Below are 25977 nucleotides of genomic sequence, written 5' to 3' on the forward strand. Positions count from 1 at the left end.
GTTCTTCAAGGTTTCAAAAACCTTAAAGATAAATACGATAAATAAAAGTTTTCCGCGCAAGCGAAAAAACAAGGTTTAATTAAAAATTACCCGTATAGATTCCCTCTCTTTTGGAGAGGGCTAGGGAGAGGAACATTATGAAGATTATTGTACCCATGGCCGGAAGAGGCTCACGATTACGACCGCATACGTTAACCGTACCTAAACCACTCATCCCTGTGGCAGGCAAGCCTATTGTACATCGCTTGGTAAGCGACATTGCAAAGGTGTTGGGTGAACCCATCGATGAGGTTGCGTTTATCTTAGGTGACCCCGCATTTTTTGGCGAAGACGTAGTACATAATCTTACCGAATTAGCGGAAAGCTTAGGAGCCAAAGCCTCTATTTATCGTCAGGATAAACCTCTAGGGACAGGTCATGCGATTATGAGTGCCGCATCCTCGCTTTCTGGTCCTGCAGTGGTTGCCTATGCAGATACCTTGATTAGAGCAGACTTTAATTTGGATAAAAACGCAGATAGTGTGATTTGGGTAAAACAAGTCGATCAACCCGAAGCCTACGGTGTGGTCAAACTCAATGATAAACAAGAGATTGTAGAGTTGGTTGAGAAGCCAACAGAATATGTTTCTGATCTTGCTGTGATTGGAATATATTATTTCAAAGATATTGGCGTTTTGAAACAAGAGCTCCAGTATGTATTGGACAATAACATTATCAATGGGGGAGAATATCAAATTAATGATGGGATCAAGCGCATGATGGCTAATGGAAAAACTTTTGTCACAGGCAAAGTAGATGAATGGATGGATTGCGGGAATAAGAACGTTACGGTGGAGACCAACAGCAGGATGCTGAACTTTTTACATGAAGACAAAGAAGAACAGCTGGTAGCATCTTCTGCTAAACTGGAAAATGCATCTATCATTCCGCCCTGTTTTGTCGGAGAACATGTGGTTTTAAAGAACGTCACGCTGGGACCACATGTGTCGATAGGTGATCATTGCGTGGTGGAGGATTCTGTCATTAAAAGCAGCTTGATTCAAACCAATACAAGCATTAAAAATGCCCAGTTAGAAAACGCGATGATAGGTAATCACGCCACCTATGATGGCAACTTTAAGACAATAAGTATAGGCGATTACAGCGTATTAGAATAAGAAGTCACATGAATCATTTACATAAAATAACCTTGATCATTACGCTGCTTTATTGGACTGCGGTTGGGTTCGCTCAGGATGAAATTCGGCCTGGAGCAGATGTGAATGTAGATGATTTAGGAGATGTAAGTGACGAGTTTCAAGAGCTGTTTTTTGAAGCCTTAAAGCAAAAAGGAATTGAGAACTATGAAAAGGCCATTACGGCGTTAGAAAAATGTCAAAAACTTCAACCTCTCGATGCTGTGGTGTATTATGAACTTGCTAAAAATCATACTGCACTTAAAAACTACGTAAAAGCCGAAAAAAATGTAAAGGAAGCCTTAGAACTTAAGCCTAAAGACGAAGATTTGTTGGTGCAGCTTTACGAGGTGTATTTTGCTCAAAAAGAATACGAAAAAGCTATAGAAACGACTCATCAACTGCTGGGCTTTGACATGAAATATCAAGAAAAATTAGCCAATCTGTACATGCTTACCCGCGAGTATGACAAGGCTTTGCTTGCCTTAGATAAAATTGATGTAGCACAAGGACAGAGTCTATATAGAGATTCTTTACGCACTCGTATTTATGCGCAAAGCGGAAACATTTTAGGTAAAATAGCAAACCTAGAAAAGCGAATCGCTACTGATCCTGAAAATAACACCTATTACATCGAACTTATTGAGGCGTATAAGACGGCTGATATGCCCGATAAGGTCAAAGAAATGATGCGAAAACTGGAAGTCGTACGTCCACAAGATCCCAATGTACAGGTTGTACTATACAAAGATTACATTGCCAGCAAGCAGACTTCAAAAGCGGTTTATTCAATTAAAGCGGTAATCAGCAGCAATGAAATTGACCCTACTACAAAATTTGATGCGCTTAACGCTCTCATTACCTACGCCGAAACACACCCAGAGGTAGAACCAGACCTTAAAACTATTTTGGAGGAGTTCGTTACCTCAGGATCAGGAGAAGGTATGGATCGCATGTTAGGGGAATTTTATCTCACTAAAAATGACACCATAAAGGCATTAGGCTTTTATGAAAGCGCTGTAAAACAAGAGACGACTAATCTTTCTCTCATTAAAAAAACAGCGGACTTACAATTAAAGGCAAAACGATTTAAAGAGGCTCAAGAACTTACTGAAAATACGCTGGCGCTATATCCAACCCAGGCGAAATTATATGTATTGCAGGCAAAAGCACTTAACGGATTACAAGAGTATGATGAAGCCATTGATCTGTTAATGATGGGACTTGATTTTGTGGCCGGGAATACCGCTTTATCGGCGTCATTTTTTGAGGCTTTCTCAATGGCGTACGCAGGAAAAGGAGATGAAGTTAAAGCAAAAGAATACAGAGAAAAAGCTAAGAATGTGCAAAACAGCAATGAGTAAATGAGAAGTTCTATTCAGAATAAGATTAAAGGAAATCCTTTTATTGGACCAATCAGAGTTTTATATGCTGTACTAATAGCAGGCCTATTACTTACCTCATGTAAATCAACTAAGCGAATCATAAGCGCAGATGGAACATCCACATCTGCCGTAGAAATTATTAGACAACACAACACGGCGGCGCCAAGCTTTAAAACGCTTCAAAGCAGATTGCGGATTAATTACAGTGACGCAAAAAAATCACAGTCTGTCACCATCTCTCTTAGAATGGAAAAAGACAAAACCATTTGGATGAGTGCAAAATTTGCCGGATTAATTACAGTTGCAAAGGCAATGATCACACCAGATAAGGTGCAGTATTACGAAAAGATCGGCGGCACCTATTTTGATGGTGATTTTGACATCATAAGCAAGTTTTTAGGAACACCATTAACCTTTAATCAGCTTCAAAATGTATTGTTGGGACAAGTCATGGATGAGGTAACTCCTAAAAAGGTTGAGGTAACGTTTAAAGATAATTTTATACAACTCACTCCAAAGAAAGAGCTGGGAAATCTGCGTAAGCTTTTCCTATTGCAGCCGTCGACTTTAAAGACAGCTTTTCAACAGATAGATAAAGTGGACTCTGGGGAGCATTTAGAGGTAAGTTATACTGAATATCAACGTATAGGCGACAAACTTTATCCACAGAACGTAGAAATTTTAGCCCGTCAAAAAGACGAAACCAGCCAGATAAAAGTAGAGTTTAGAGGAATTGAGCTAAATGATCCTATGAGTTTTCCTTTTTCAATCCCTTCTGGCTATGAAGAAATTACGGTAGAATAATGAGAGTATTCCTGTATTTATACCTAATTGTTTTTTTCGGCGCAAGCCAAATCGCTTCAGCACAAACCAAAGCGACCCTTGAGAAAAGGAGAGAAGCGCTTAAGGCAGAAATTATTAAACTTAATGAACTCAGCTCTTTTGTGAAAAAAGAGAAACAATCTGTATTGGCACAGGTAGAAGACCTAAATGATCGTATTAAGATCACAGAGGATTTGATCAGAGTCACCAATCAGGAAGCAAATTTACTCACTAAAGAAATCGATCAAACTAATACAGAAATAGATACCCTCAAAGTTCAATTGGAGCGAACCAAAAAGGATTACGCTGCCATGATCGTTAAATCAAGGCGCAGTAACTCTCAAAAAAGCAGGATCATGTTTTTGCTGTCTTCAGCAGATTTTTTGCAGGCCTATAAACGGCTCAAATACATGCAGCAGTATGCCGAGTATCAAAAAGAGCAAGGACAAGAAATCAAACGTCAAACCAATACATTGGTGCTGTTGATTGAGGATTTAGAAAATCAAAAAAAGGAAAAGCAGCAGTTGTTGGCCGATAATAAAAAGGTACAAGCAGATTTGGGTAAAGCAAAAGCTGAACAGGAAGTATTAGTTAAAGGGATACAGGAAAAAGAACAGGTTTATGCTGCCGAAATCAAACAAAAACAGCAAGAGATTGATAAGATTGATGCAGAAATTGATCGCTTGATATGGGAGGCAATCGCCAGAGCAAATAAAGCCAAGGGAACTACTAAAAGCGAAAAATTTGCGCTGAGTCCTGAAGCCAAAGCCCTGGCCGAAGAATTTGCCAGCAACAAAGGTAAACTCCCTTGGCCGGTCGCCAGTGGGCGAGTCTCAATGCGTTTTGGCAAACAACCTCATCCTATTGTCAAAACGGCCACCATCAATAGTAATGGCGTGCGTATTGATACAAAAGTAAACGAAGAAGTGAGAGCTGTTTTTGGTGGCACGGTGAGTGAGGTACAACAAGTTAAAGGCTCAAATAAAGCGGTTTTTGTACGCCATGGAGATTACCTTACCGTGTATAATAATTTGTCCAAGGTATTTGTTAAAAAAGGGGATGTAGTCACGCTAAAACAGCCTTTAGGGCAAGTAGGACTAAGTGTGTCTACCGGTAAAGCAACGGTAAACTTCTATATTTATAGGAATACGCAAAAACTAAATCCGGCGCATTGGATTTACAAGATGTAGAGAATATTACTCTTCAAAAATTGCTTTTAACTCAGTTGCTTCGCTGGGCTTCATCTTACCAGCTAGAACTAGACTTAACTGTTTTCTTCGTAAAGCTCCGTCATAACGGTCTTTTTCCAGTTTAGATTCTGGTGAGATAGCAGGTACTTTTACAGGCAAGCCCATATCATCTACCGCTACAAACGTGTAGATAGCTTCGTTGGCCTTACTACGCGCACCACTTTCACGATCTTCTATCCACACATCGATAAACACCTCCATAGAAGTACTAAATGCCCTGCTCACCTTTGCTTCTATAGTTACGACACTTCCTAATGCAATAGAGCGGTTAAAAGCTACATGGTTAACAGATGCCGTGACCACAATTCTACGACTATGACGACGCGCAGCGATACTGGCAGCACGATCCATACGGGCTAAAAGCTCCCCTCCAAAAAGGTTATTAAGAGGATTGGTTTCACTGGGGAGTACTAAATCTGTAAGCGTGGTACAGGATTGAGAAGGAGATTTTGCGTCCATAGAAAATTTTGGACAAAGATATCAAATACAGTTTGTGTGGGATGCTTAAGGATGATAAACTATTCCAAAAAGCTTAGTCCGTTTCTTTAGTCAGCAGCCATGCGCTGGTGTCCTCTTCGCGTTTTATGCGTAGGTATTCATTCACTGCATCAGATCGGTCATTAAAGCTTTGATACGCCACTTGATGCAGTCCGTAAGAGTTTACGCCTACAAGTCTGGCGTTTTCATAACCATTAGCGTTAAGTTGATCAACTTTCTTTTGTGCATTTGCTTCTACTCTAAATGCCCCAGCAATAACATGATACTTAAAAGATTCTTTAGTAAGCACAAAACTCACATTGGGTAAAGGCGAAGAAACAAAGAAAGTAGCTTCTTGAATTTCTTGTTCTAATTGCTGTTCAGCTTGCTGTTGGGCAGCAAGATTATGAGAATGAACAGCATTACTATACGATCTAAGCCCAGAATAACCTGCAACTCCAATAGCCAGTAAACCTACGGCTGCATACCGCCAATACGGTTTTTTACGACGAGGGTTGCTTTCTTCTTGCTCCAGCGTAATGACTGTAGGAGACTCAGCTGCAACAATATTTGGCGTAGGCTCTGGTTGCGATGCTGAAGCGATTGGAACTGTATTTTCTTCAGGCTGTAACGCAATAACCTTTTCTTCTAGAATTGCTCTGTTAATTGCTTCTGAAGTGAAGGTCTGCATCCCGAAGCTTTCTGTTAAATAATTTAAATGATACGACGGCTGAAACTGTAGTGTTTGATCTTCGGTTAACGAAAAAGAACCAATCTGATCAATGATTAGTTTTTTTTGCTCCTGAAGCGTAGCCCTGAGAAAGCGCACATACTGCTGGATTTTAATCACAGCATTTTCATAACTAATTCCTTCTGCAGTAGCGACATAATTTGCAAGGATGCCATCATTTGTAGTCAATTGACTGTTAAAAGACAACTGCTTTCTTGGCGGATAGAATGCCCGGGTAATGTGATGCACACGTGCAGATTGGCGTTGACCTAAAAAAGCACCAAATTCTGGTAAAATTACGCAGTCAAAGCGATATAATAAATCAGAGATGTGAGTATCCAAACGCATATATTCAAAATTAAAATTTTTCACAGGGGAAAAAATCTATTGGCCTATATTTTATTAACAAATCTTTTTTCCGACATTGCTTAATATTATCATCTTGTGAATGAATGATTCTGAGTTACTTTACCTATTAGCCTTACAACATGTTCCCAATATAGGAGACGCTTCAGCAAAAAAATTATTACACCATGTAGGTTCTGCCGAAGGAATTTTCAAGGAAAAGAAGTCAAATCTATTGAGAATTGATGGAATAGGTGAGGCACGTATAAAGGATTTGTTTGATCCTGTTCATCGCAATGCTGCGACCGCAGAATTATCCTATATCAAAGAGCACACAGTTGATGTTTCCTACTTTATGGATAGCACTTATCCTGAGAACTTAAAACATTGCCTTGATGGACCATTGTTGCTTTTTAGTAGAGGTAATATCAATTTGAACAATTCAAAGGTGATTAGTGTGGTAGGAACAAGAAAAGTAACATCACACGGTATTGACTTTTGTAATCGATTGATGGAAGAACTTGGTCCTGTTAATCCAATTATTGTTTCGGGATTTGCGTATGGTGTAGACATCACAGCACATAAAGCCGCAATCAAGAACAATTTACAAACAATAGGCTGTCTTGCTCATGGGCTTAATCAAATTTATCCTAAGACACATCAAAAATACACCATACAAGTAGAAGAAAACGGTGGTTTTTACACTGATTTTTGGAGCTCTGATGAGTTTGAGCGTAATAACTTTTTAAAAAGAAACCGTATCATTGCAGGTATTTCGCAAGCAACGATAGTGATTGAGAGTGCCGAAAAAGGAGGCTCATTAGTCACTGCAGAAATAGCGAATTCGTACAACAGAGACGTTTTTGCTGTTCCCGGAAGAACATCAGATTCGCAAAGTAAAGGATGTAATAATTTAATTAAACAACAGAAGGCTCATTTGCTAACCAGTGCAGCAGATTTAGTTTATATGTTAGGATGGCAACTTGATGAGAAGCCTGCAGTACAAAAAAGCCTCTTTGTAGAACTGGATGCCGAAGAAAAAGCAGTTTATGGAGTATTAAAAGAAGGGAAGTTGCATCTGGATCAAATAGCCTTAAATACCGATATAGCCGGTTATAAGATAGCGTCGATTTTACTCAACATGGAACTAAACGGATTGGTAAGGCCTTTACCGGGAAAATTATTTGAATTAATTTAAATATGATTTTAAACATTCTTAAAGCATTTTTTACCTTATTACTTCTTACCCTTAGTTATTTTGCCTTTACGTCTAACCTGGAGTACACCTATTTGACGCGTTGTGTAATTACATTATTACTTACAGTTGCTTTCGTTTCTTTGCAACGTCCAAACTCCAGGTGGTTAGCCTATACCCTTGGATGTTTTACTGTAGGATTACTATTATATACTATCTATCTATTAAGAGAACCTCCTAAAAAATACGATATTATTGTTATAGGAGCAATCATCTATTTCATTGGCTATGTAATGATCCTCTTAGAAAATATACGAAGGTTTAAAAAGAGCTTTTTAAAAGGCAATGAGCTTACTGTTTACGGAATATTCTTTATGCTTTTATTTGTTGCAGGCGGTATTCTTTTTTATGTGGGCGACAAAGAATTAAATAGTATTCAAAACATTATTGTCATTGCTTATCTGTTTATGATTATACTCATCAGCTTTTTTGCATTTGCTAATTTTATTGCGCTTACCTCTCAAAAAACACTATGGATGTTTATTGCCGTACTTATATTGTTGTTATCAGAATTTGCACAGGCATTCATTTACGTGGTAGAAAATCAAGAGGTGAGTGAAATGGTCATCGTTGCTACCCTAGAGCATATTTTCCCCGTGATAGGGGTCTTTATACTATATAAGTACTACTTAACGCCCACAAAATATCAATTACACGACGAAATTTTATAATTAGTATCCTAAAACCTTACGTACACGATCTAATACAGCATCTGCTGTTTTTGAGGCTTTAGTAGCACCAATGGCAAGCGCCTTTTCGACTTGAGAAGGGTTTTCCATATAATAGTCAAACCTTTCACGAGTGGTTTTAAAGGAGCTCAGTAGTTCTTCAAACAGCGCTTGTTTAGCGTGACCGTAACCATAATTTCCGCCTTCATAATTAGCACGCATGGATTGAACAGCTTCCGGAGAGGCCATAAGCTTATATAGAGCAAACACCGCACAGGTATCTGGATCTTTAGGATCTTCTATTGGTGTACTGTCTGTCTTAATTCCCATAATTTGCTTGCGCAGTTTTTTTTCGGGTAAAAAGATATTGATAATATTTCCCTTGGATTTACTCATTTTCGCCCCATCTGTACCTGGGACATACATGGTTTCTTCTTGTGTTATATGTTCTGGTAGAACAAATATTTCAGTATTCATAGCCGCATGAAACCTAGCGGCTACATCACGCGTCATTTCAATGTGTTGTAATTGGTCTTTCCCTACGGGAACAAACTCTGCATCGTATAACAATATATCTGCAGCCATAAGCATAGGATAGGTAAAAAGACCTGCATTAACATCTTCTAATCGATCTGCTTTATCTTTAAAGGAATGCGCTAGCATAAGGCGCTGATAAGGAAAGAAACAGTTGAGGTACCAGGCAAGTTCTGTCACTTGAGGAATATCGCTCTGCCGATAAAAGACAGTTTTTTCAACATCTAGACCACAGGCAAGCCAAGTGGCAGCTGTTGCCAGTGTATTCTCTCGTAATGTTTTTGCATCTTTGATCTGCGTCAATGAGTGCATATCTGCAATAAATAGAAAAGACTCATTTTCGGCATTTTTTGCCATTTCAATAGCCGGGAGTATTGCACCTAATATATTTCCTAAATGAGGTGTGCCGGTACTTTGAACTCCTGTAAGTATTCGTGCCATAATATTTTCCGCGAAGGCGAAAACCTTTTTAAACTAGTATTACCTTTTACATTTAGCAGGCTTAATATAATCTCTCATTACTCAGAGAGATCTTTTTACTATGCCCACATGAGGGACAAAGGTAATTTTTTTTCGTTCTTTTGCGGTGACTCTATTTTCAATTATACAACATGCAGTGGATTAAAAATATCGCAATCATTCTTTGGCGTATATGGTTTTATATTGTCTTAACAATTGTGATTGTTCTTTTCTCCCCATTGTTAATCATTTTGGTGTTGAAAGAAACCTGGTATCCTTATTTTTTTAAGATAGCACGTATCTGGGCAAAGGTGATTTTGTTTAGTATGGGCTTTAGGCTTAAAATTAAAAAAGAAGAAGATTTGATAACGGGAAAAAGCTATATGTTAATTGCCAATCACACGTCTATGATAGATATCATGATGATGCTTTACATTATTAAAGAGCCTTTTGTATTTGTAGGAAAACAGGAGCTTGCCAAATTTCCTATTTTCGGTTTTTTTTACAAGCGAACCTGTATTCTGGTTGATCGTACGAATGCAAAAAGTAAACAAGCTGTTTTTGAACAAGCTCAAAGACGATTAAATCAGGGGATAAGTATTTGTATTTTTCCTGAAGGTGGCGTTCCAGATGATGAGACGATTGTTCTGGACACCTTTAGAGACGGTGCTTTTAGATTGGCGATTGATCATCAAATTCCTGTTGTTCCTATGGTATTTTATGATAATAAGAAGCATTTTTCGTACACTTTTATTAGTGGTAAACCGGGAACACTCAGGGGTAAAATAAAGTCGTTTATAGAGACCCATAACATGAGTCAACAGGATAAAAAAGAATTACGACAAAAGGCGTTTGATATTATTGAACGGGAATTAATTACTCAACAGTTTTAGAAAAAAGAAAACCGCCCCCCATTTATTGGGGGCGGCATCCTCCATCATTGCTTTCGCAATAACTAACCTAACCAACTAAAACTAACCTAAAACTAAAATTTAAAGCTAAATCCACTATAGACTCCAAAAAAGTAGGGTCTAAAGTTTCCGGGATTCTCGCTATATGCATTGATCTGATACTTGAAAACAGGTTCAAGATTCAGTTTAAAATTCTTCATTAATTCGTAATCCAATCCTAGTCCAACGTTGGTAGAAAAACTTACTTCATTTAGATTGTTAGCTTCCCCAATTGTTGTTCTTCCAAATTCACTATCAATGCCAATGGCATTATCGTTTAAAAATAATGTACTCCCACCACCAATAAGATTTACACCAACTTTACGATCAATTAATTTATACGAAAGTTCAACTGGAACTTCAATGTAACCTAAGGTTTGATTAATAGATCCCGGAATAGGTTCTATCACTCTATTTTGAATCTCGCCAAACGCCATTGCGTTAGGAGTAGATGGAATTCCATCGTGAATTTCTATGTTTCTCGCCGCATTTACATTCGTTACATTATCTAATGAAACTGCACCTACAGAGGGATTGAATGAAATATCCTGAGTGTTATAACTTAGAGAAACTTGATTGACTCCTGTACGAACTTGAAGCTTGTCATTAATGGCGTAACCAATATTTACACCGTAAGCCAGTGTTATATCACTGCTTGTACTGTTATCGCTAAAACGTGTATCTATTGCATTGCCATCACCAACACCACCATAAAATACAGGAGCGGCCATGGGTTTAACTTCCCAGCGTTTGGTAGAAGTATTAGAAAGCGCAACGATTTCTTCGGCTTCGGCTATTTTTTGAGCTTCTTCTATGAGCGAGATTTTTTCTGAGGAAGCTGTATTGGAATTTTCATCCTTTTTAGTATTCATTTCAGCTTGTGCAATACGTATTGAAGTTGCCTGCTCTTGTTCGTTTTTTTCCAAAGGAACAGAAAAAGAATTTTCTCTAGTATATTTTTGTGAATTCTGCTGAGTGTCGATAGCTTGAGAAGACGTATTCTCTTGCGTAGATGAAGCAACATTTGAAGCTTCTTTTTGAGACGCTTTAGTTACTTTGGTATAAGATGAACTGATAATACTCTTTTTTCCAAGAGATGTGTTATTGTCATTTAAAAATTTATCTTTTTCTACTGCACTAGTGGTGATTGCCGATGAGGATGCCTCTTTGCTAGTGGCTTCTGTTTCTGAATCTTTAGGCGAAACAGAAAAAATCTCTTCCTTATTAGATGGAAATGGCGTTACCTTTTTTTCATCTACAATCTGATTCGTAGGTGATTCTTGATAGAAATAAGATAGTACACTCCAAGTCAATAGAGCCAGTACAGCAGCTGCACCGCCCAGCTTATACCAAAGAGGTAATGCCAAGACTCTACGTTTCTTCTTGTGATGCAGGCGATTAGAAATCGCATTCCAGTTAGACGCCGGTGGAGTTTCCTCAAACTCTTTAAAGGCTTCTTGAAATACGCGATCGATATGTTTTTTACTACTCATTATGATATGGACTTTGCTTCACTTTTTTTTTGAAGCAATACGATATTTTCTTTTAATATTAATCTTGCTCTTGAAAGATTAGATTTTGACGTTCCCACCGTTATGGTTAACATATCGGCAATTTCTTTATGGGAATATCCATCTAAAACATACAGGTTAAATACCATTCTATAGCGATCTGGTAATTCCTGGATTAAGCTTAGTAAATCAGAAAGGTCTAACTCATCCTCTCCAATTTCAACCTCTTGTACTTCTGCAATAGCTTCTTCATTAACTAATTCAAATAGCGTTTGATTTCTATAACGTTGTAAACATGTATTAATCGCTATGCGTTTGATCCAACCTTCAAAAGAGCCTTTGTGCTTAAATTGTTCAACTTTATTAAAAACTTTTATAAAAGCGTCTTGTAAATTATCCTGAGCCTCTTGATAATTGGAGGAATATTTAAGACAAACCGAAAACAATTTTCCAGCATACAGATGGTATAGCTGCTCTTGCGCTTTAACATCTTTCTTTTCGCATGCTTTTATGAGCTGTTTTAAACTCAATGAGGTTTGAATTAAATTAATCAGTCTTCACGGGCACTTCTATACTTAGGTATTCTTGCTCACCATCCTCATCTTCTCCTTGCCAAAAGTTAAAGACGTAAAAATCATCAATAGTCCCGTCAACAATAAAATTTAACGAAATAATTCCAGTGAGCGTATCATTTTCAACACAATTCGTTGCTCCTACCTGTGTTTGAGTTAGAACACTAATAAACCGCTCATTGCCGTCTGTGCTATAATTAAATCCATAACCTGCCTGGCAGGTGGATTCACGCTCATAGATGACTTTGAACTGATACGTTTGACCTTTTTGCAAACTATCAGGCAGATCTACTGATATAGTAGGGGCCACATCGAAAACGAAATCATCACCATCGTCTAAACTACAGCTGGCGACAAACACCATAAATAGTATCGCTACAACGTTTTTCCAATTCATCACAATTGCATTTAATATTTTATAGATGCAGTTTAAATGGAATGGTTGCGTATAAACTTAAAAAATCCTGAAAAAGCTTCAGGATTTTTATCATTTTGACTTTCTATAGCATACTATTCTTTCGCTATCTTTATTGAATCGTGAATCTTCTTTTCAAGTTCTTCAAATAAATCAGGATTGTCCTTTAATAGACTTTTTACGGCATCTCGTCCCTGACCAAGCTTTGTATCTTCATAGCTAAACCATGAGCCACTTTTTTTGATAATTTCGTATTCAACACCTATATCTATGATTTCTCCTACTTTAGAAACACCCTCGCCGTACATAATATCAAATTCAGCCATTTTAAACGGTGGTGCCACCTTGTTTTTAACAACTTTTACGCGGGTACGGTTACCCATCACATCACTATTTGAATTCTTAATTTGCGTGCTACGTCTAATGTCTAATCGTACCGAGGCATAGAATTTAAGCGCATTACCACCTGTAGTTGTCTCTGGATTTCCAAACATGACACCAATTTTTTCTCTTAATTGGTTGATAAATACCATGGTACAATTTGTCTTACTAATGGAGGCAGTTAACTTTCTTAAGGCCTGGGACATCAATCTGGCATGAAGTCCCATTTTTGAGTCTCCCATTTCTCCTTCTATTTCACTCTTAGGAGTAAGTGCAGCTACAGAGTCTATGACGATTATATCAATTGCGCCAGAACGAACCAGGTTATCAGCAATTTCCAGTGCCTGTTCCCCATGATCTGGTTGCGAAATAATTAGATTTTCCAGATCCACTCCTAAATTTTCAGCATAAAAACGATCAAAAGCATGCTCTGCATCAATGAACGCTGCTATTCCACCTGCTTTTTGAGCTTCGGCAATTGCGTGTAATGTTAGTGTTGTTTTACCAGAAGATTCAGGACCATATATCTCAATGACACGACCACGAGGATACCCGCCTACTCCTAATGCTACATCCAGGCTTAAAGAACCCGTAGGGATTGCAGGGATATCCTGTACCGATTGATCACTCATTTTCATGACCGTTCCTTTGCCGTACGTTTTATCTAATTTATCTAAGGTAAGTTTTAATGCTTTTAATTTTGCTTCTTTCTCTGAGCTCATGCGTCTAATTTTCAGATTGAATCGCTGCTAAAATACCACTTCTTTTTAGCCAGTACAATTTTATGACGCAACCTTTTTTATTTTTCTGCATCTATTAAGTAAGCAATGTGAACAACGCCTATGAAATTTCAAATAAAGAATGTTTTATCGGCAAATAATAATTGCTCATCGCATCCCGTGATGAGCAGTTTTTGTTTAGACGGAGGCTAACGTAAGACTAATGATAAAGCTCTTTTAAGAGCCCATTAATTTTTAATAACGAATTAGCCTTCGTAAAAATGCCTTTGATACAATATCAAAGGCATTTTTGTTTTAAAAGCGCGCGCAAATACTATCTTTGCATTCTAATCACTTAAACACGTATAGCATGCAACTGTACAACACCTTAAGTGCTAAAGAAAGAGAAGCGCTTATTGATGAGGCCGGTGAAGAACGTCTTACGCTTTCTTTCTATCAATATGCACACATTGGTAACCCCTTACTTTTTAGAAATCATTTATTTGTAGCCTTTGATGAGCTAGAAGTTTTAGGTCGAATTTATGTTGCACATGAGGGGATTAATGCACAATTATCTGTCCCGGCCAAGAAATTTTCAACCTTTAAGGCTTTTATAGACGCTATTTATTTTCTAAACAATGTACGATTGAATATCGCCATTGAACAGGACAGTAAATCTTTCTTAAAGCTGAAGGTAAAAGTGCGCCATAAAATTGTAGCAGATGGATTAGAAGATGAATCCTTTGATGTTACTAACAAGGGAATTCACGTCACTGCCGAAAAATTTAATGAGCTGGCAGAAGATGATCACACCATTATTGTAGACATGCGCAATCACTATGAAAGCGAGATTGGTCATTTTCAAGGAGCCATCACGCCAGATGTAGATACCTTTAGAGACTCACTACCGATTATTGAAGAGGAGCTTGCAGATCACAAGGAGGATAAAAAACTCCTTATGTATTGTACCGGCGGGATTCGCTGCGAAAAGGCCAGCGCCTACTTTAAACATAAAGGATTTAAAAACGTATATCAATTAGAGGGCGGAATCATTGAATATACCCGCCAGGTGAATGAAAAGGAACTAGAGAATAAGTTCATCGGCAAGAACTTTGTTTTTGATGATAGACGTGCAGAACGAATTAGTGAAGATGTGATTGCGCAATGTCATCAATGTGGGCAACCGGCAGATGTACATATAAACTGTGCGAATGAGGCCTGTCACTTATTATTTATACAATGTGAAGACTGTCAAGAAAAAATGAATACCTGTTGTTCACAAGAATGTAAAGAAATCGCTGCTTTGCCCTATGAAGAACAAAAAGCCCTGCGAAAAGGTAAAGGCAACAGCAATCAAATCTTTAAAAAGGGTCGTTCTGAAAAATTAGCCTTTAAAAAATAGGTTGCGTTAAATGGTCCCATAATTATTTGGTATCTTTAACGTTTATGTAACATCATCAATGTTATCGGCTAGTCCGATAGACATTTCAATATATATCCAACACTATGGCATGTACTACCTGCCAATCAGGAAACGGGCAGCCCAAAGGCTGTAAAAATAATGGTACTTGTGGTACCGATGGATGCAATAAGCTTACCGTATTCGATTGGCTTTCAAATATGAGGCCTCCTCAAGGCACAACTCCCTTTGACATTGTAGAGGTACGATTTAAAAATGGTCGTAAACACTTTTTCAAAAACTTAGATCGGTTTTCTCTTAGCATTGGTGATATTGTAGCCACTGAAGCCTCTCCCGGACATGATATAGGTATTGTAACCCTTACAGGAGAGCTGGTGCGCGTTCAAATGAAGCGTAAAAAGGTGAAAGAGGAAGACGAAGAAGTAAAAAAAATCTACCGTAAAGCTTCACAAAAAGATATTGATATATGGCAAATGGCACGCGATAAAGAAGAATCAATGAAAGTTCGGGCGCGGGAAATAGCACTGCGACTTCAACTCAAAATGAAGATTAGCGATATCGAATTTCAGGGAGATGGATCAAAGGCAACGTTTTACTATACGGCAGAAGAGCGCGTTGATTTTAGGCAGCTCATTAGAGAGTTTGCACAAGAGTTTAGAACGCGAATCGAAATGCGCCAAATTGGCTTTAGACAAGAAGCATCACGACTGGGAGGAATAGGATCGTGCGGGAGAGAACTTTGCTGCTCTACCTGGCTAACCGACTTTAGATCTGTTAATACCTCTGCGGCACGCTACCAGCAATTATCCCTAAACCCACAAAAGCTTGCCGGGCAATGTGGCAAACTTAAATGTTGTCTCAACTATGAATTAGATGCATATCTGGATGCACTAAAGGATTTTCCTAAGCAAGATGTAAAACTAAAGACAGCAAAGGGAATGGCTATTTGTCAAAAAATAGATATTTTTAAAGGAATGCTCTGGTATGCCTATGAGGGTGAGTGGACAAATTGGCATATGCTTACTGTTGTAAAAGCAAATGAAATTATTGAGCGGGCTAAAAGTGGAAAACCGGTAGCAGGACTGGAAGATTTTGTCACAGAAGTAGAAGTAGAAGAAACAACTAACTTTGAAAATGTGGTAGGTCAAGACAGCATTAATCGTTTTGATAAGCCCAGAAGCAGAAATAACAAACGGAAAAAATCTTCAAGAAAAGCAAAGCGCAAGTCCCAAAAAAATGCACAATAAAATACATATACTTGTTGTTCTTATAATCAGTTTGGTAAGTTGCGATGAAACGCATGTCTTTGATGAATATCAAACTACATCAAATGGATGGAAGATTGACCAACCTGCTACATTTACCATGACGCCGCCAGACACATTAAACACGTACAATTTATTTATTAATCTTCGCAGTACAAATTCATTTCCATACAGCAATCTGTTTCTTATCACTAAGATGCAGTTCCCTCATGGTAAAGTAATTACAGACACATTAGAATATAGAATGGCATTTCCAAATGGGGAATGGATGGGAGAGGGATTTAGCGATGTTAAAGAAAATAAGCTGTGGTATAAGGAAGGTATTATTTTTTCTGAAGACGGGGAGTATACCTTAGAAATATTTCAGGCAATGCGCGAAAACGGCACTGTTGAAGGAGATGAAATCCTAGCAGGAATAACTGAAGTTGGATTTAGAATTGAAAAGCCTAAAACAAGATAATAATTATGGCAAAAGCAACTAAGAAGAATTCTTCTAACAACGGCTTTAAAAAATACATAAAGTGGTTTTGGAGTTTATTTGGAACCGGTGTGTTATTAGTATTTCTTGTATTTCTTTTAGCAAGTTGGGGTGTATTTGGTCCCCTTCCCTCCTTAGAAGAACTTGAAAATCCTGAAACCGATCTCGCTACCGAAATCTTCTCTGCAGATGGTAAAACACTAGGGAAATATTATAAAGAAAACAGAACTCCAGTAATATTTGAAGATTTACCAGATCATCTGCCGCAGGCAATCATCGCAATTGAAGACGAACGTTTTTATAAACACAGTGGAATTGATGCACGGGGAACGGCAAGGGCTGTCGCATATTTAGGAAGTAAGGGAGGAGCAAGTACCGTCACCCAGCAGTTAGCAAAACTCTTATTTACAGAACAACCTTCACGTGATATCATATCAAGAATTGCGCAAAAAGCAAAAGAATGGATCATTGCAATCAGGCTAGAGCGACAGTACACTAAAGAAGAAATCCTAACCATGTATCTCAATAAGTTTGACTTCATTTATCAGGCAATCGGGATACGTTCCGCCTCTAGAATTTACTTTGGAAAAGAACCTGAAGAGCTTAATATTCAGGAGTCTGCTTCGTTAGCAGCAATGCTTAAAAATCCTGATCTATATAATCCGCGTAAGGAAAAATTTAAGCAGAATAATTTAAATCGCAGAAATCAGGTGTTTTATAATATGCACCGTTTGGGTTTTATTTCTCAAAAAGAGAAAGATTCCCTTCAAAAGCTTCCGCTAGAAATAGATTTTTCGCCAGAGGGTCATGATGAAGGTATTGCAACTTACTTTAGAGGTCACCTGCAAAAGTTTTTAGGAGACTGGATTGAAAAAAATCCTAAACCAGATGGATCTGAATACAATTTATACAAGGACGGACTAAAAATTTATACGACCATTGATAGCCGCATGCAACAAATAGCAGAGGACGCTGTAGATAAACATATGTCGAACTTACAACGTTTATTTCTAGAAGAACAGAAAAAAAATAAAACGGCGCCTTTCCGCGATATATCAAAAGACGACGTTGAAAAAACAATCACTCGAAGCATGAAGGTTTCAGATCGCTGGCGACAAATGAGCGCAAAGGGATTTAGTGAAGAAAAAATAAAAGCATCCTTTAATCAACCTATCGAGATGAGTGTGTTTTCTTGGAAAGGAGACATAGATACTACGATGACTCCGCGTGATTCTATATTATATTACAAATCTTTTTTAAACACAGGGTTAGTATCCATTGAACCACAGACCGGAGCGGTAAAAGCGTGGGTTGGAGGAATTGATTTTAAACATTTTAAGTATGAACACGTATATCAAGGGAAACGCCAGGCTGGATCAACATTTAAACCTTTTATATATGCTACGGCCATTGCACAAGTAAAACGTTCACCATGCGATAGTTTACCCCGTTCTCAATATACGATCCCAGCAGGAAAGCATGGAAACACTAAAGACTGGACTCCTAGAAATAGTGACGGTGAATATGCCGGTATGATGACCCTAAAAGATGCATTGGCCAACTCTGTAAATACAGTCACAGCACGTTTGATCGATGAGGTTGGTCCTAACGAAGTGTTGGAATTAGTAGGTAAATTAGGGATTGATAAAGAAAAAATTCCGCCAGTACCTTCCATTTCACTAGGAACACCAGATTTAAGCGTATATGAAATGGTTTCGGCTTATGCAGCTTTCGCAAATGAGGGCGTTTATGTTGAACCAAATTTTATTGATCGTATTGAAGATAAATTTGGGACAGTGTTATATCAACATGTTCCCGAAAGTGATGATGTGATGAGTAAAGAAACAGCTTACGTTACACTTAATTTGATGGAAGGCGTAACGCAATCAGGATCTGGAAGAAGATTAAGAGGTAGTTGGGCAAAAGGAACAAAAAAATACGAAGGAGTGACAGGTTATCCTTACGAGTTTGATAATCCAATCGCAGGAAAAACAGGAACCACTCAAAATAATAGTGACGGTTGGTTTATGGGTATTGTTCCAAATCTGGTTACCGGGGTATGGGTAGGTGCCGAAGATCGGGCAGTCCACTTTGCGGGCACTAATGAAGGTCAAGGAGCGACAATGGCTCTCCCAATTTGGGGGATGTATATGAAATCTGTATATGAACATAAAGAGTTAGAAGTTTCAAAAGAGCGATTTAAAAAACCCGATAAATTGTCTATTTCTGTTAATTGTAAAGAGTTGGGAGAGCAACAGCTCAATCAAATAGAACAAGTGAATGAACAGCTAGATTTTCGTTAAAAACATAACATCATTTTAATGCCCATGAAGAAAATCTTTATGGGCTTTTTTATGCCGAATTATTTTGATTTTCGTAATTTTCAGAGGTTAATATTAGAAATATGATAAACCGAAGAGTAAACTCTATAGCAGAAGCGTTAGAAGGAGTAAGTGACGGAATGACTTTTATGTTAGGCGGATTTGGCTTAAGCGGTATACCTGAAAATGCGATCGCACATTTGGTCGAGTTAAACCTTAAGGAACTCACCTGTATATCTAATAACGCAGGGGTGGATGATTTTGGTCTGGGATTGTTACTGCAGAAAAAGCAAATCAAAAAGATGATCTCTTCTTATGTAGGAGAAAATGATGAGTTTGAACGGCAAATGCTTAATGGAGAACTTGATGTAGAGCTAATCCCACAGGGAACCCTGGCAGAACGATGCAGAGCTGCTCAAGCCGGAATACCCGCTTTTTATACGCCTGCAGGATATGGAACCGAAGTCGCTCAGGGAAAAGAAACTCGTGAATTTAACGGTAAAATGCACGTGCTAGAACATGCCTTTAAAGCAGATTTTGCTTTTATCAAAGCGTGGAAGGGAGACGAGGCGGGAAACCTAATCTTTAAAGGGACTGCCAGAAATTTTAATCCTAATATGTGCGGAGCGGCAAATATCACAATTGCAGAGGTAGAAGAACTTTTACCCGCAGGCAGTCTTGATCCTAATCAGATTCATATCCCGGGTATTTTTGTCAATCGCATCATCCAGGGAAAAGACTATGAAAAGAGAATTGAGCAAAGAACGGTGAGGGAGAAGAAGGATTGATTTAGATGTCATTCTGTGCTACGACACAGAATCCATTTGATTTTAATAGCTAAAAATAGTGAGATTCCGCATCAAGTGCGGAATGACAGAAGTAGAAATAATCAAAAAGATCCCTGCCTGCGCAGGGAATAGATATGTTAGATAAAAATCAAATTGCGCAGCGAATAGCACAAGAGGTTCAGGATGGATATTATGTCAATTTGGGTATTGGTATACCGACTTTAGTAGCAAATTACGTACGGGATGATATCCAGGTAGAATTTCAAAGTGAAAATGGCGTATTAGGTATGGGACCTTTCCCCTTTGAGGGTGAAGAAGATCCGGATGTAATCAATGCGGGTAAACAAACCATTACAACCTTGCCGGGAGCCAGTTTTTTTGATTCGGCGACCAGTTTTGGGATGATTAGAGGTCAGCATGTTGATCTAACCATTTTAGGCGCGATGGAAGTAGCTGAAAATGGCGATATCGCCAATTGGAAAATTCCGGGTAAAATGGTAAAAGGCATGGGCGGAGCCATGGATTTAGTTGCCAGTGCAGAAAATATTATTGTGGCGATGATGCACACCAACAAACGCGGAGAATCCAAACTTTTAAAACGCTGCTCTTTGCCGCTCACCGGAGTTGAATGTGTAAAAAAAATAGTCACTAATCTGGCAGTACTAGAGGTAACTGAAAACGGCTTTAAATTATTGGAACGTGCACCGAGTGTGTCTATCGAAGAGATCAAAAAAGCCACAGAAGGTGAACTCATTGTTAAGGGTGATGTGCCTGAGATGAAGTTTTAATATTGTATCCGCGTAAGCAGACTTTTTTCACTTTCTAATATAGAATAGACTTCTGCCTTCGCAGGAGTGACAAAGCATTCATTTTAGATTTTTTTGTCTGAAATAAAATAGACCCCAAAGCTTGGTTATTGAGCCTGTCGAAATACGAACCCTCTGGGGTCTTTACAGCCTATAACTTTTTTGTCCTTAAGGAATCGCCTTAATCAATTCTTTGGTATACTCTTTTTGAGGATTTGTATAAACCTCATCTGCTTCTCCTTGCTCAACAATTTTACCGTCCTTCATCACCAATAACTTATTGGCCATAAATTTAACTACGGCAAGGTCATGAGATATAAAGAGGTATGAAAATCCAAAGTTCTCTTTTAGTTCATTAAGTAAATTAAGTACTTGTGCCTGTACCGAAATATCCAAGGCTGAAACAGATTCATCACAAATAATAATCTTAGGCTGTAGAGCAATAGTGCGTGCAATTCCAATGCGCTGGCGTTGACCGCCACTAAATTCATGCGGATAGCGATAAAAATGAGCTTCGGTAAGTCCTACGCGTTTGAGGAGTTCGATGGTTTTTTCTTTTCGGGCGGCTTTGGTGTCGTACAATCCATGTACTTTCATAGGTTCCATGATGGCTTCACCCACAGAAATTCTAGGATTTAAGGAAGAAAACGGATCCTGAAATATAATTTGAATGTCTTTCCTTAAGGATTGCATTTCTTTCCGCGAAAGCGTAGTAAGATCTTTTCCCTTATAAATAATCTCTCCCTTAGTAGCCGGAGTCAATTGTAAAATGACACTGCTTAAGGTTGATTTTCCGCACCCTGATTCTCCCACAAGACCTAAAGTTTCTCCTTCATATAAATCAAAAGATACTTTATCTACTGCTTTTACAATATTATTTTTTTGAAAAACCCCTGTCTTAGAAATGTATTCTTTCTTCACATTCACAACACGAAGTAAAGGTTCTTTACTGTATATGAGGTTGTGATTTTCTTCTCGCTGGTGAGGTGATATGATGTCAGAAGAAATTCGGTTTTCTAGAAAATCCTTAATAGTCGGAAGTCGTTTTAAGCGCGATGTGGTACTTGGTCTGGCACCAATCAGCGCTTTAGTGTATTGATGAGTTGGATGATTAAATAGTTGTTTAGTTTCTCCCTTTTCCACTATATAGCCTTGATACATGACCATGACCCGATCTGCAAAATTATTTACCACGGCCAGATCATGAGAAATAAAAAGAATACTCATATTAGTCTCTTGTTGTATCTCTTTTAGCAAAGACAGAATTTCTTTTTGAACGGTTACATCTAACGCGGTGGTGGGTTCATCTGCAATGAGAAGTTTGGGCTTACAGGATATGGCCATGGCGATCATTACGCGCTGTTTTTGACCACCGCTGAGTTGATGGGGATAACTTTTGAAAATCGCTTCGGGTCGGGGTAGTTTTACTTTTTCAAATAGTTGAATGACCTCTTTTTTTGCTTCGGTAGATGTGAGTTTTGTATGATTGAGAAGTAATTCTGTAACCTGTTTACCACACCTCATGCTTGGATTGAGGGAACTCATAGGTTCCTGAAAGATCATCGCAATTTCATTTCCGCGTAAGCGTTGCCATTCTTTTTCAGATAAACGAGAAACATCTTTTTCTTGAAACAACATCTTATCAGCATCGATTTGTGAAGTTTCAGGAAGTAATCCCATGAGCGAAAGGGACATGACCGATTTACCAGAACCAGATTCGCCAACAACACCTAATATCTCATTTGACCGAATTTCAAAGCTAATGGTATGAACAACCTTGGTCTTTTCTTCATTTTGAGAAAATGTAATTGAGAGATTAGTAATTTTTGCAAGGGGATGTTGTTGATTCATAACACAAATGTACAATCAATTAACAGTATCGGGGCAATATTAATTTAGTGTTATCAAATTGTCAATTTTAACATATAAAAATGTTGTCTTTTGTCGAAAAAATTTTGACTTAAGATTTTATTAACAGTTATTTGAAATCGTTTTTAAAAATTTTCTAATGTTTATTCAATTAGTGATTCTTTTTGATCAAATTTTTGAGAATAATATAAATCTTTAATAGCGAGTTAAAAACTCATAACACTAATCATTAATTATTTTATTCATGAAAATGAAATTATTACGTAAGGGAAACCTCATTGCTATGATGGTTTTAGCCGGCGGATTCGTCGCGCATGCGCAAACTCAACCACAGCTTGAGGCGATTAAGTCTAAATCAAATGTTTCTACACTGATACAGTTGGAGAGTCAATTTTCAGATAACTATCGAAAAGAAAAACAAAATGCTATTCAATTAGCAAATACTAGAAATTTACCCATCAGACTTACTCTTCAGGATGGAGGGGTTGCAGAGTTACAGCGCTTTGCCGATGATGGAAGTCCTATTTATTACAGAACATACAACGTTGCTGCGGCAAGATCGACTCGTGCTGATCACCTAAATAGTGGGGGTAGTCTTGGATTAAATCTTGATGGTCAAAACATGACGGCTTACGTTTGGGATGGAGGTCATGCGAGAGTTACCCATCAAGAATACGATGGTGCTGGTGGCACAAACCGAGTTACTATTCAAGATGCGGCTAGTGAAGGTGGCACAAAACTTAATTTTCACGCGGCTCACGTAACCGGTACAATCACTGCTTCTGGCGTACAGGCGAATGCAAAGGGAATGGCACCAAATTCTCGCGTACGCGGATATATGTGGAACAATGACCTTGCAGAAGCGACCAACGCAGCAGCGAATGGGATGTTATTATCTAACCACAGTTATGGATACCGTTCAGACCTCGTACCAGATCAGTATTTTGGTGCTTACATTCAGGATTCTAGAGATTGGGATAATGTAATGCACAATGCACCTTATTATCTCATGGTCGTTGCCGCCGGTAACGATGGAAATCAAAATAGCTATAACGGTAATCCCCTTGGTGGAAATTCATCTTACGACAAATTGACGGGACATTCTACTTCAAAAAATAACTTAGTAGTTGCCAATGCCCAGGATGCAAATATTGCATCTAATGGAGATTTAATTAGCGTATCCATCAACAGTTCAAGTAGTGAAGGACCTACTGATGATTTTAGAATAAAGCCAGATATTACAGGTAATGGAACTAGTGTTTACTCTACTTATGAGAGCAGTGATAATGCCTATGCAAGTATTACAGGTACATCGATGGCATCTCCAAATGTCACTGGGAGTTTACTTTTATTACAAGAACATTACAATGACCTCAATGGAACGTTTATGCGTGCGGCTACGCTAAAAGGGTTAGCACTTCATACGGCAGATGATGCTGGTCCAGCAGGTCCAGATGCCGTCTATGGATGGGGATTAATGAATACTAAAAGAGCTGCAGAAGCCATTACTGCAAATGGGGTAGGTTCAGATATTAGAGAGTTAACATTGACTTCTGGTCAATCTTATACCATGACGGTAGATGTGGCAGACGTAAATACGCTCATGGCTTCAATTTCATGGACAGATGTTCCCGGACAAGTAAATAATTCTACCAACTCTTCTGTCCCGGCATTAGTGAATGATTTAGATATTAGGGTAACGAAAAGTGGAAATACATACAATCCCTATCGATTAACAGGAATTACAACAAATGGAAAAGGAGACAACAGTGTTGATCCATATGAGCGTGTAGATGTTGCAAATGCATCAGGAACTTACACGATCACGGTAACGAACAAAGGATCACTTTCTGGCGGAAGCCAAAACTTTAGTCTTATCGTAACAGGATTAACATCATCAACTGGTGGAGGTCCAACAGATCCTGTAGCTTGTGTAACCAATGATGTGACCTTATCACTTACCTTAGATAATTATCCTGCAGAAACTGCTTGGACACTTACGAATGCAATCGGCGTGACAGTAGCCTCTGGTAGCGGATACAGCGCTGCAAATACGACTGTAAATACCACTATGGGAGCCTTAGAAGATGGAGAATACACCTTTACCATTACAGATAGTTACGGTGACGGGATTTGCTGTGCTTATGGTAATGGTCAGTATACACTTTCTTCACCAGAAGGTTTGATCAAGTCTGGCGGAAGCTTCGGTACTTCAGAGAGTACCACATTCTGTGTTGAGAATGGTGGTGATGGAGCAGATACTATTGCACCAAGTGCACCGGCTAACCTTTCCGCCTCAAACGTAACAGAAACTACGGTAAATCTTTCTTGGAATGCGTCAAGTGATAACGTAGGTGTTACTGCTTATGAAGTATATCAAGGCGGCTCTCTGTTAGGTGAAACGGCGGGGACATCTGCTTCTATCACAGGCTTGACCGCAGCAACGACGTATAGTTTTAGCGTTCGTGCAAAAGACGCAGCCGGTAACGTATCGGCAAGCAGCAATAGTGTATCTGTAACTACAACCTCTGTACCGGGAGGTGGGGGAGCTTTGGACGACCTGTTATTAGCGAGTTATTTTGAAACCGGATGGGATGGCTGGAGTGATGGTGGTAGTGATTGCTATCGTTATAATGGGTCACGATCTTATGAAGGATCTTATTCTATTAGAATTAGAGATAATTCTGGAACTGCATCTTCTATGACAACCGCAGCAACTTATGATGTACGTGCCTACGATAACGTATCGGTTGAATTTTATTTCTATGCATACAGCATGGAGAATGGAGAAGACTTCTGGGTACAGTATTATGATGGATCAAGCTGGAGAACAGTCGCGACTTACGCTAGAGGAACTAACTTTGAGAACAATACGTTCTATACAGCAACGGTAAATATTCCTAGCGCAAGCTATGCATTCCCATCTAACGCCAGATTTAGATTTAGATGTGATGCCTCAGCCAATGCAGATCAAATTTATATCGATCAAGTAAGCATTCGCGGTACAGCAAATACAGCTAATGCAACAAATAGCATTGCTGTGCTTGGAGGAACAAATGTATATGACACTACATCAACTACTTTCTTAGAAGAGGACGTAACGATATCTCCAAATCCTGCATCTCATCTTGCAAAAATCACAATGGGATTAGATGTGGAAGGAGACGCTATAGATGTAACTATGAATATCTTTGATGTACGCGGTAGGTTAGTGATGGCGAAGGCCTATACTAATATTACTACTAATCAATTAACAGATGATGTAGACGTGTCTAGTTTAGAAAGCGGAGTTTATTTGGTTAAAATAACCTCTTCAAATGGAATGATAGAAACCAAGAAACTAATTAGAAAATAGTAACGTTGTATTATTTTCCGTCAAGCG

At 38.5% G+C, this 25977-nt stretch carries 22 protein-coding genes; 14 read left to right on the forward strand and 8 right to left on the reverse strand.

Annotated elements, in window-relative coordinates; all coding sequences use genetic code 11:
- Positions 1-137: 137 nt before the first annotated feature.
- The 4 genes from ABD000_RS09935 to ABD000_RS09950 are packed head-to-tail and all read left to right on the forward strand — an operon-like array spanning position 138 to position 4572.
- The gene (locus ABD000_RS09935; protein ID WP_343766736.1) at positions 138-1157 is read left to right on the forward strand and encodes a sugar phosphate nucleotidyltransferase; all 1020 of its coding nucleotides are present in this window, start codon (positions 138-140) and stop codon (positions 1155-1157) included.
- A gap of 8 nt (positions 1158-1165) precedes the next feature.
- On the forward strand, positions 1166-2539 hold the full coding sequence (locus ABD000_RS09940) for a tetratricopeptide repeat protein (RefSeq protein ID WP_343766738.1): 1374 nt from the start codon (positions 1166-1168) through the stop codon (positions 2537-2539).
- The gene (gene lolB1, locus ABD000_RS09945; RefSeq protein WP_343766741.1) at positions 2540-3364 is read left to right on the forward strand and encodes a lipoprotein insertase outer membrane protein LolB1; all 825 of its coding nucleotides are present in this window, start codon (positions 2540-2542) and stop codon (positions 3362-3364) included.
- Positions 3364-4572 (forward strand): murein hydrolase activator EnvC family protein, encoded by a 1209-nt coding sequence (locus tag ABD000_RS09950; RefSeq protein ID WP_343766744.1) that lies wholly within the window; start codon positions 3364-3366, stop codon positions 4570-4572. Before lolB1 ends, ABD000_RS09950 begins: the two co-directional genes overlap by 1 nt.
- Positions 4573-4578: 6 nt before the next feature.
- On the opposite strand, the gene ABD000_RS09955 is transcribed toward ABD000_RS09950, so the two are convergent.
- Positions 4579-5091, reverse strand: a complete 513-nt coding sequence (locus ABD000_RS09955; protein ID WP_343766748.1) for an acyl-CoA thioesterase — start codon at positions 5089-5091, stop codon at positions 4579-4581.
- A gap of 73 nt (positions 5092-5164) precedes the next feature.
- Positions 5165-6211 (reverse strand): HU domain-containing protein, encoded by a 1047-nt coding sequence (locus ABD000_RS09960; RefSeq protein WP_343766751.1) that lies wholly within the window; start codon positions 6209-6211, stop codon positions 5165-5167.
- Positions 6212-6287: 76 nt separating this feature from the next.
- On the opposite strand from ABD000_RS09960, the gene dprA reads away from it, so the two are divergent.
- Both dprA and ABD000_RS09970 read left to right on the forward strand, forming a co-directional pair.
- Positions 6288-7382 carry a DNA-processing protein DprA gene (gene dprA, locus ABD000_RS09965; RefSeq protein WP_343766753.1) on the forward strand — a complete coding sequence of 365 codons (1095 nt, stop codon included), beginning with the start codon at positions 6288-6290 and terminating at the stop codon, positions 7380-7382.
- A 2-nt stretch (positions 7383-7384) separates the two neighbouring features.
- Positions 7385-8110, forward strand: a complete 726-nt coding sequence (locus ABD000_RS09970; protein ID WP_343766756.1) for a hypothetical protein — start codon at positions 7385-7387, stop codon at positions 8108-8110.
- On the opposite strand, the gene trpS is transcribed toward ABD000_RS09970, so the two are convergent.
- Positions 8111-9082 (reverse strand): tryptophan--tRNA ligase, encoded by a 972-nt coding sequence (gene trpS / locus ABD000_RS09975; RefSeq protein ID WP_343766760.1) that lies wholly within the window; start codon positions 9080-9082, stop codon positions 8111-8113. It abuts the gene before it with no gap.
- Positions 9083-9252: 170 nt separating this feature from the next.
- Between trpS and ABD000_RS09980 the strand changes: the two genes are divergently transcribed.
- On the forward strand, positions 9253-9993 hold the full coding sequence (locus ABD000_RS09980; protein WP_343766767.1) for a lysophospholipid acyltransferase family protein: 741 nt from the start codon (positions 9253-9255) through the stop codon (positions 9991-9993).
- 92 nt (positions 9994-10085) lie between these two features.
- On the opposite strand, the gene ABD000_RS09985 is transcribed toward ABD000_RS09980, so the two are convergent.
- The 4 genes from ABD000_RS09985 to recA all read right to left on the reverse strand — a co-directional run bounded on the left by ABD000_RS09985 (position 10086) and on the right by recA (position 13651).
- Positions 10086-11543, reverse strand: coding sequence for a hypothetical protein (locus ABD000_RS09985; RefSeq protein ID WP_343766769.1), 1458 nt, complete (start codon positions 11541-11543; stop codon positions 10086-10088).
- Positions 11543-12091, reverse strand: a complete 549-nt coding sequence (locus ABD000_RS09990) for an RNA polymerase sigma factor (protein WP_343766773.1) — start codon at positions 12089-12091, stop codon at positions 11543-11545. The genes ABD000_RS09985 and ABD000_RS09990 overlap by 1 nt, the downstream gene beginning before the upstream one ends.
- A 16-nt stretch (positions 12092-12107) precedes the next feature.
- On the reverse strand, positions 12108-12530 hold the full coding sequence (locus ABD000_RS09995) for a hypothetical protein (protein ID WP_343766775.1): 423 nt from the start codon (positions 12528-12530) through the stop codon (positions 12108-12110).
- 113 nt (positions 12531-12643) lie between these two features.
- Positions 12644-13651 (reverse strand): recombinase RecA, encoded by a 1008-nt coding sequence (gene recA, locus ABD000_RS10000; RefSeq protein WP_343766778.1) that lies wholly within the window; start codon positions 13649-13651, stop codon positions 12644-12646.
- Positions 13652-14018: 367 nt separating this feature from the next.
- Between recA and trhO the strand changes: the two genes are divergently transcribed.
- The 6 genes from trhO (at position 14019) to ABD000_RS10030 (ending at position 20708) form a co-directional block, all read left to right on the forward strand.
- Positions 14019-15050 (forward strand): oxygen-dependent tRNA uridine(34) hydroxylase TrhO, encoded by a 1032-nt coding sequence (gene trhO / locus ABD000_RS10005; RefSeq protein WP_343766781.1) that lies wholly within the window; start codon positions 14019-14021, stop codon positions 15048-15050.
- A gap of 104 nt (positions 15051-15154) precedes the next feature.
- Complete coding sequence (locus ABD000_RS10010; RefSeq protein ID WP_343766784.1) at positions 15155-16315, forward strand: PSP1 domain-containing protein; 1161 nt, start codon at positions 15155-15157, stop codon at positions 16313-16315.
- Positions 16305-16793 carry a gliding motility lipoprotein GldH gene (locus ABD000_RS10015; protein ID WP_343766787.1) on the forward strand — a complete coding sequence of 163 codons (489 nt, stop codon included), beginning with the start codon at positions 16305-16307 and terminating at the stop codon, positions 16791-16793. Before ABD000_RS10010 ends, ABD000_RS10015 begins: the two co-directional genes overlap by 11 nt.
- Before the next feature lie 5 nt (positions 16794-16798).
- Positions 16799-19114 (forward strand): penicillin-binding protein 1A, encoded by a 2316-nt coding sequence (locus tag ABD000_RS10020; protein ID WP_343766790.1) that lies wholly within the window; start codon positions 16799-16801, stop codon positions 19112-19114.
- Between the two features lie 101 nt (positions 19115-19215).
- Positions 19216-19920 carry a CoA transferase subunit A gene (locus ABD000_RS10025; protein WP_343766792.1) on the forward strand — a complete coding sequence of 235 codons (705 nt, stop codon included), beginning with the start codon at positions 19216-19218 and terminating at the stop codon, positions 19918-19920.
- Positions 19921-20054: 134 nt separating this feature from the next.
- A complete protein-coding gene (locus ABD000_RS10030; protein ID WP_343766794.1) occupies positions 20055-20708 on the forward strand; it encodes a CoA transferase subunit B in 654 nt (217 codons plus the stop codon).
- A gap of 186 nt (positions 20709-20894) precedes the next feature.
- Here the strand turns inward: ABD000_RS10030 and ABD000_RS10035 are convergent, their stop codons facing one another.
- Positions 20895-22577: an ABC transporter ATP-binding protein gene (locus ABD000_RS10035; protein WP_343766796.1), complete on the reverse strand. Its 1683-nt coding sequence runs from the start codon at positions 22575-22577 to the stop codon at positions 20895-20897.
- A gap of 262 nt (positions 22578-22839) precedes the next feature.
- Between ABD000_RS10035 and ABD000_RS10040 the strand changes: the two genes are divergently transcribed.
- A complete protein-coding gene (locus ABD000_RS10040) occupies positions 22840-25950 on the forward strand; it encodes a S8 family serine peptidase (RefSeq protein WP_343766802.1) in 3111 nt (1036 codons plus the stop codon).
- Positions 25951-25977: the final 27 nt, after the last annotated feature.

It is taken from the genome of Gangjinia marincola (assembly GCF_039523415.1).
Lineage (GTDB): Bacteria > Bacteroidota > Bacteroidia > Flavobacteriales > Flavobacteriaceae > Gangjinia > Gangjinia marincola.

Coding starts and splice junctions, on each gene's coding strand:
- ABD000_RS09935 (WP_343766736.1), top strand. CDS start 138: ATGAAGATTATTGTACCCATGGCCGGAAGAGGCTCACGATTACGACCG.
- ABD000_RS09940 (WP_343766738.1), top strand. CDS start 1,166: ATGAATCATTTACATAAAATAACCTTGATCATTACGCTGCTTTATTGG.
- lolB1 (WP_343766741.1), top strand. CDS start 2,540: ATGAGAAGTTCTATTCAGAATAAGATTAAAGGAAATCCTTTTATTGGA.
- ABD000_RS09950 (WP_343766744.1), top strand. CDS start 3,364: ATGAGAGTATTCCTGTATTTATACCTAATTGTTTTTTTCGGCGCAAGC.
- ABD000_RS09955 (WP_343766748.1), bottom strand. CDS start 5,091: ATGGACGCAAAATCTCCTTCTCAATCCTGTACCACGCTTACAGATTTA.
- dprA (WP_343766753.1), top strand. CDS start 6,288: ATGAATGATTCTGAGTTACTTTACCTATTAGCCTTACAACATGTTCCC.
- ABD000_RS09970 (WP_343766756.1), top strand. CDS start 7,385: ATGATTTTAAACATTCTTAAAGCATTTTTTACCTTATTACTTCTTACC.
- trpS (WP_343766760.1), bottom strand. CDS start 9,082: ATGGCACGAATACTTACAGGAGTTCAAAGTACCGGCACACCTCATTTA.
- ABD000_RS09980 (WP_343766767.1), top strand. CDS start 9,253: ATGCAGTGGATTAAAAATATCGCAATCATTCTTTGGCGTATATGGTTT.
- ABD000_RS09985 (WP_343766769.1), bottom strand. CDS start 11,543: ATGAGTAGTAAAAAACATATCGATCGCGTATTTCAAGAAGCCTTTAAA.
- ABD000_RS09995 (WP_343766775.1), bottom strand. CDS start 12,530: ATGAATTGGAAAAACGTTGTAGCGATACTATTTATGGTGTTTGTCGCC.
- recA (WP_343766778.1), bottom strand. CDS start 13,651: ATGAGCTCAGAGAAAGAAGCAAAATTAAAAGCATTAAAACTTACCTTA.
- trhO (WP_343766781.1), top strand. CDS start 14,019: ATGCAACTGTACAACACCTTAAGTGCTAAAGAAAGAGAAGCGCTTATT.
- ABD000_RS10010 (WP_343766784.1), top strand. CDS start 15,155: ATGGCATGTACTACCTGCCAATCAGGAAACGGGCAGCCCAAAGGCTGT.
- ABD000_RS10015 (WP_343766787.1), top strand. CDS start 16,305: ATGCACAATAAAATACATATACTTGTTGTTCTTATAATCAGTTTGGTA.
- ABD000_RS10020 (WP_343766790.1), top strand. CDS start 16,799: ATGGCAAAAGCAACTAAGAAGAATTCTTCTAACAACGGCTTTAAAAAA.
- ABD000_RS10025 (WP_343766792.1), top strand. CDS start 19,216: ATGATAAACCGAAGAGTAAACTCTATAGCAGAAGCGTTAGAAGGAGTA.
- ABD000_RS10030 (WP_343766794.1), top strand. CDS start 20,055: ATGTTAGATAAAAATCAAATTGCGCAGCGAATAGCACAAGAGGTTCAG.
- ABD000_RS10035 (WP_343766796.1), bottom strand. CDS start 22,577: ATGAATCAACAACATCCCCTTGCAAAAATTACTAATCTCTCAATTACA.
- ABD000_RS10040 (WP_343766802.1), top strand. CDS start 22,840: ATGAAAATGAAATTATTACGTAAGGGAAACCTCATTGCTATGATGGTT.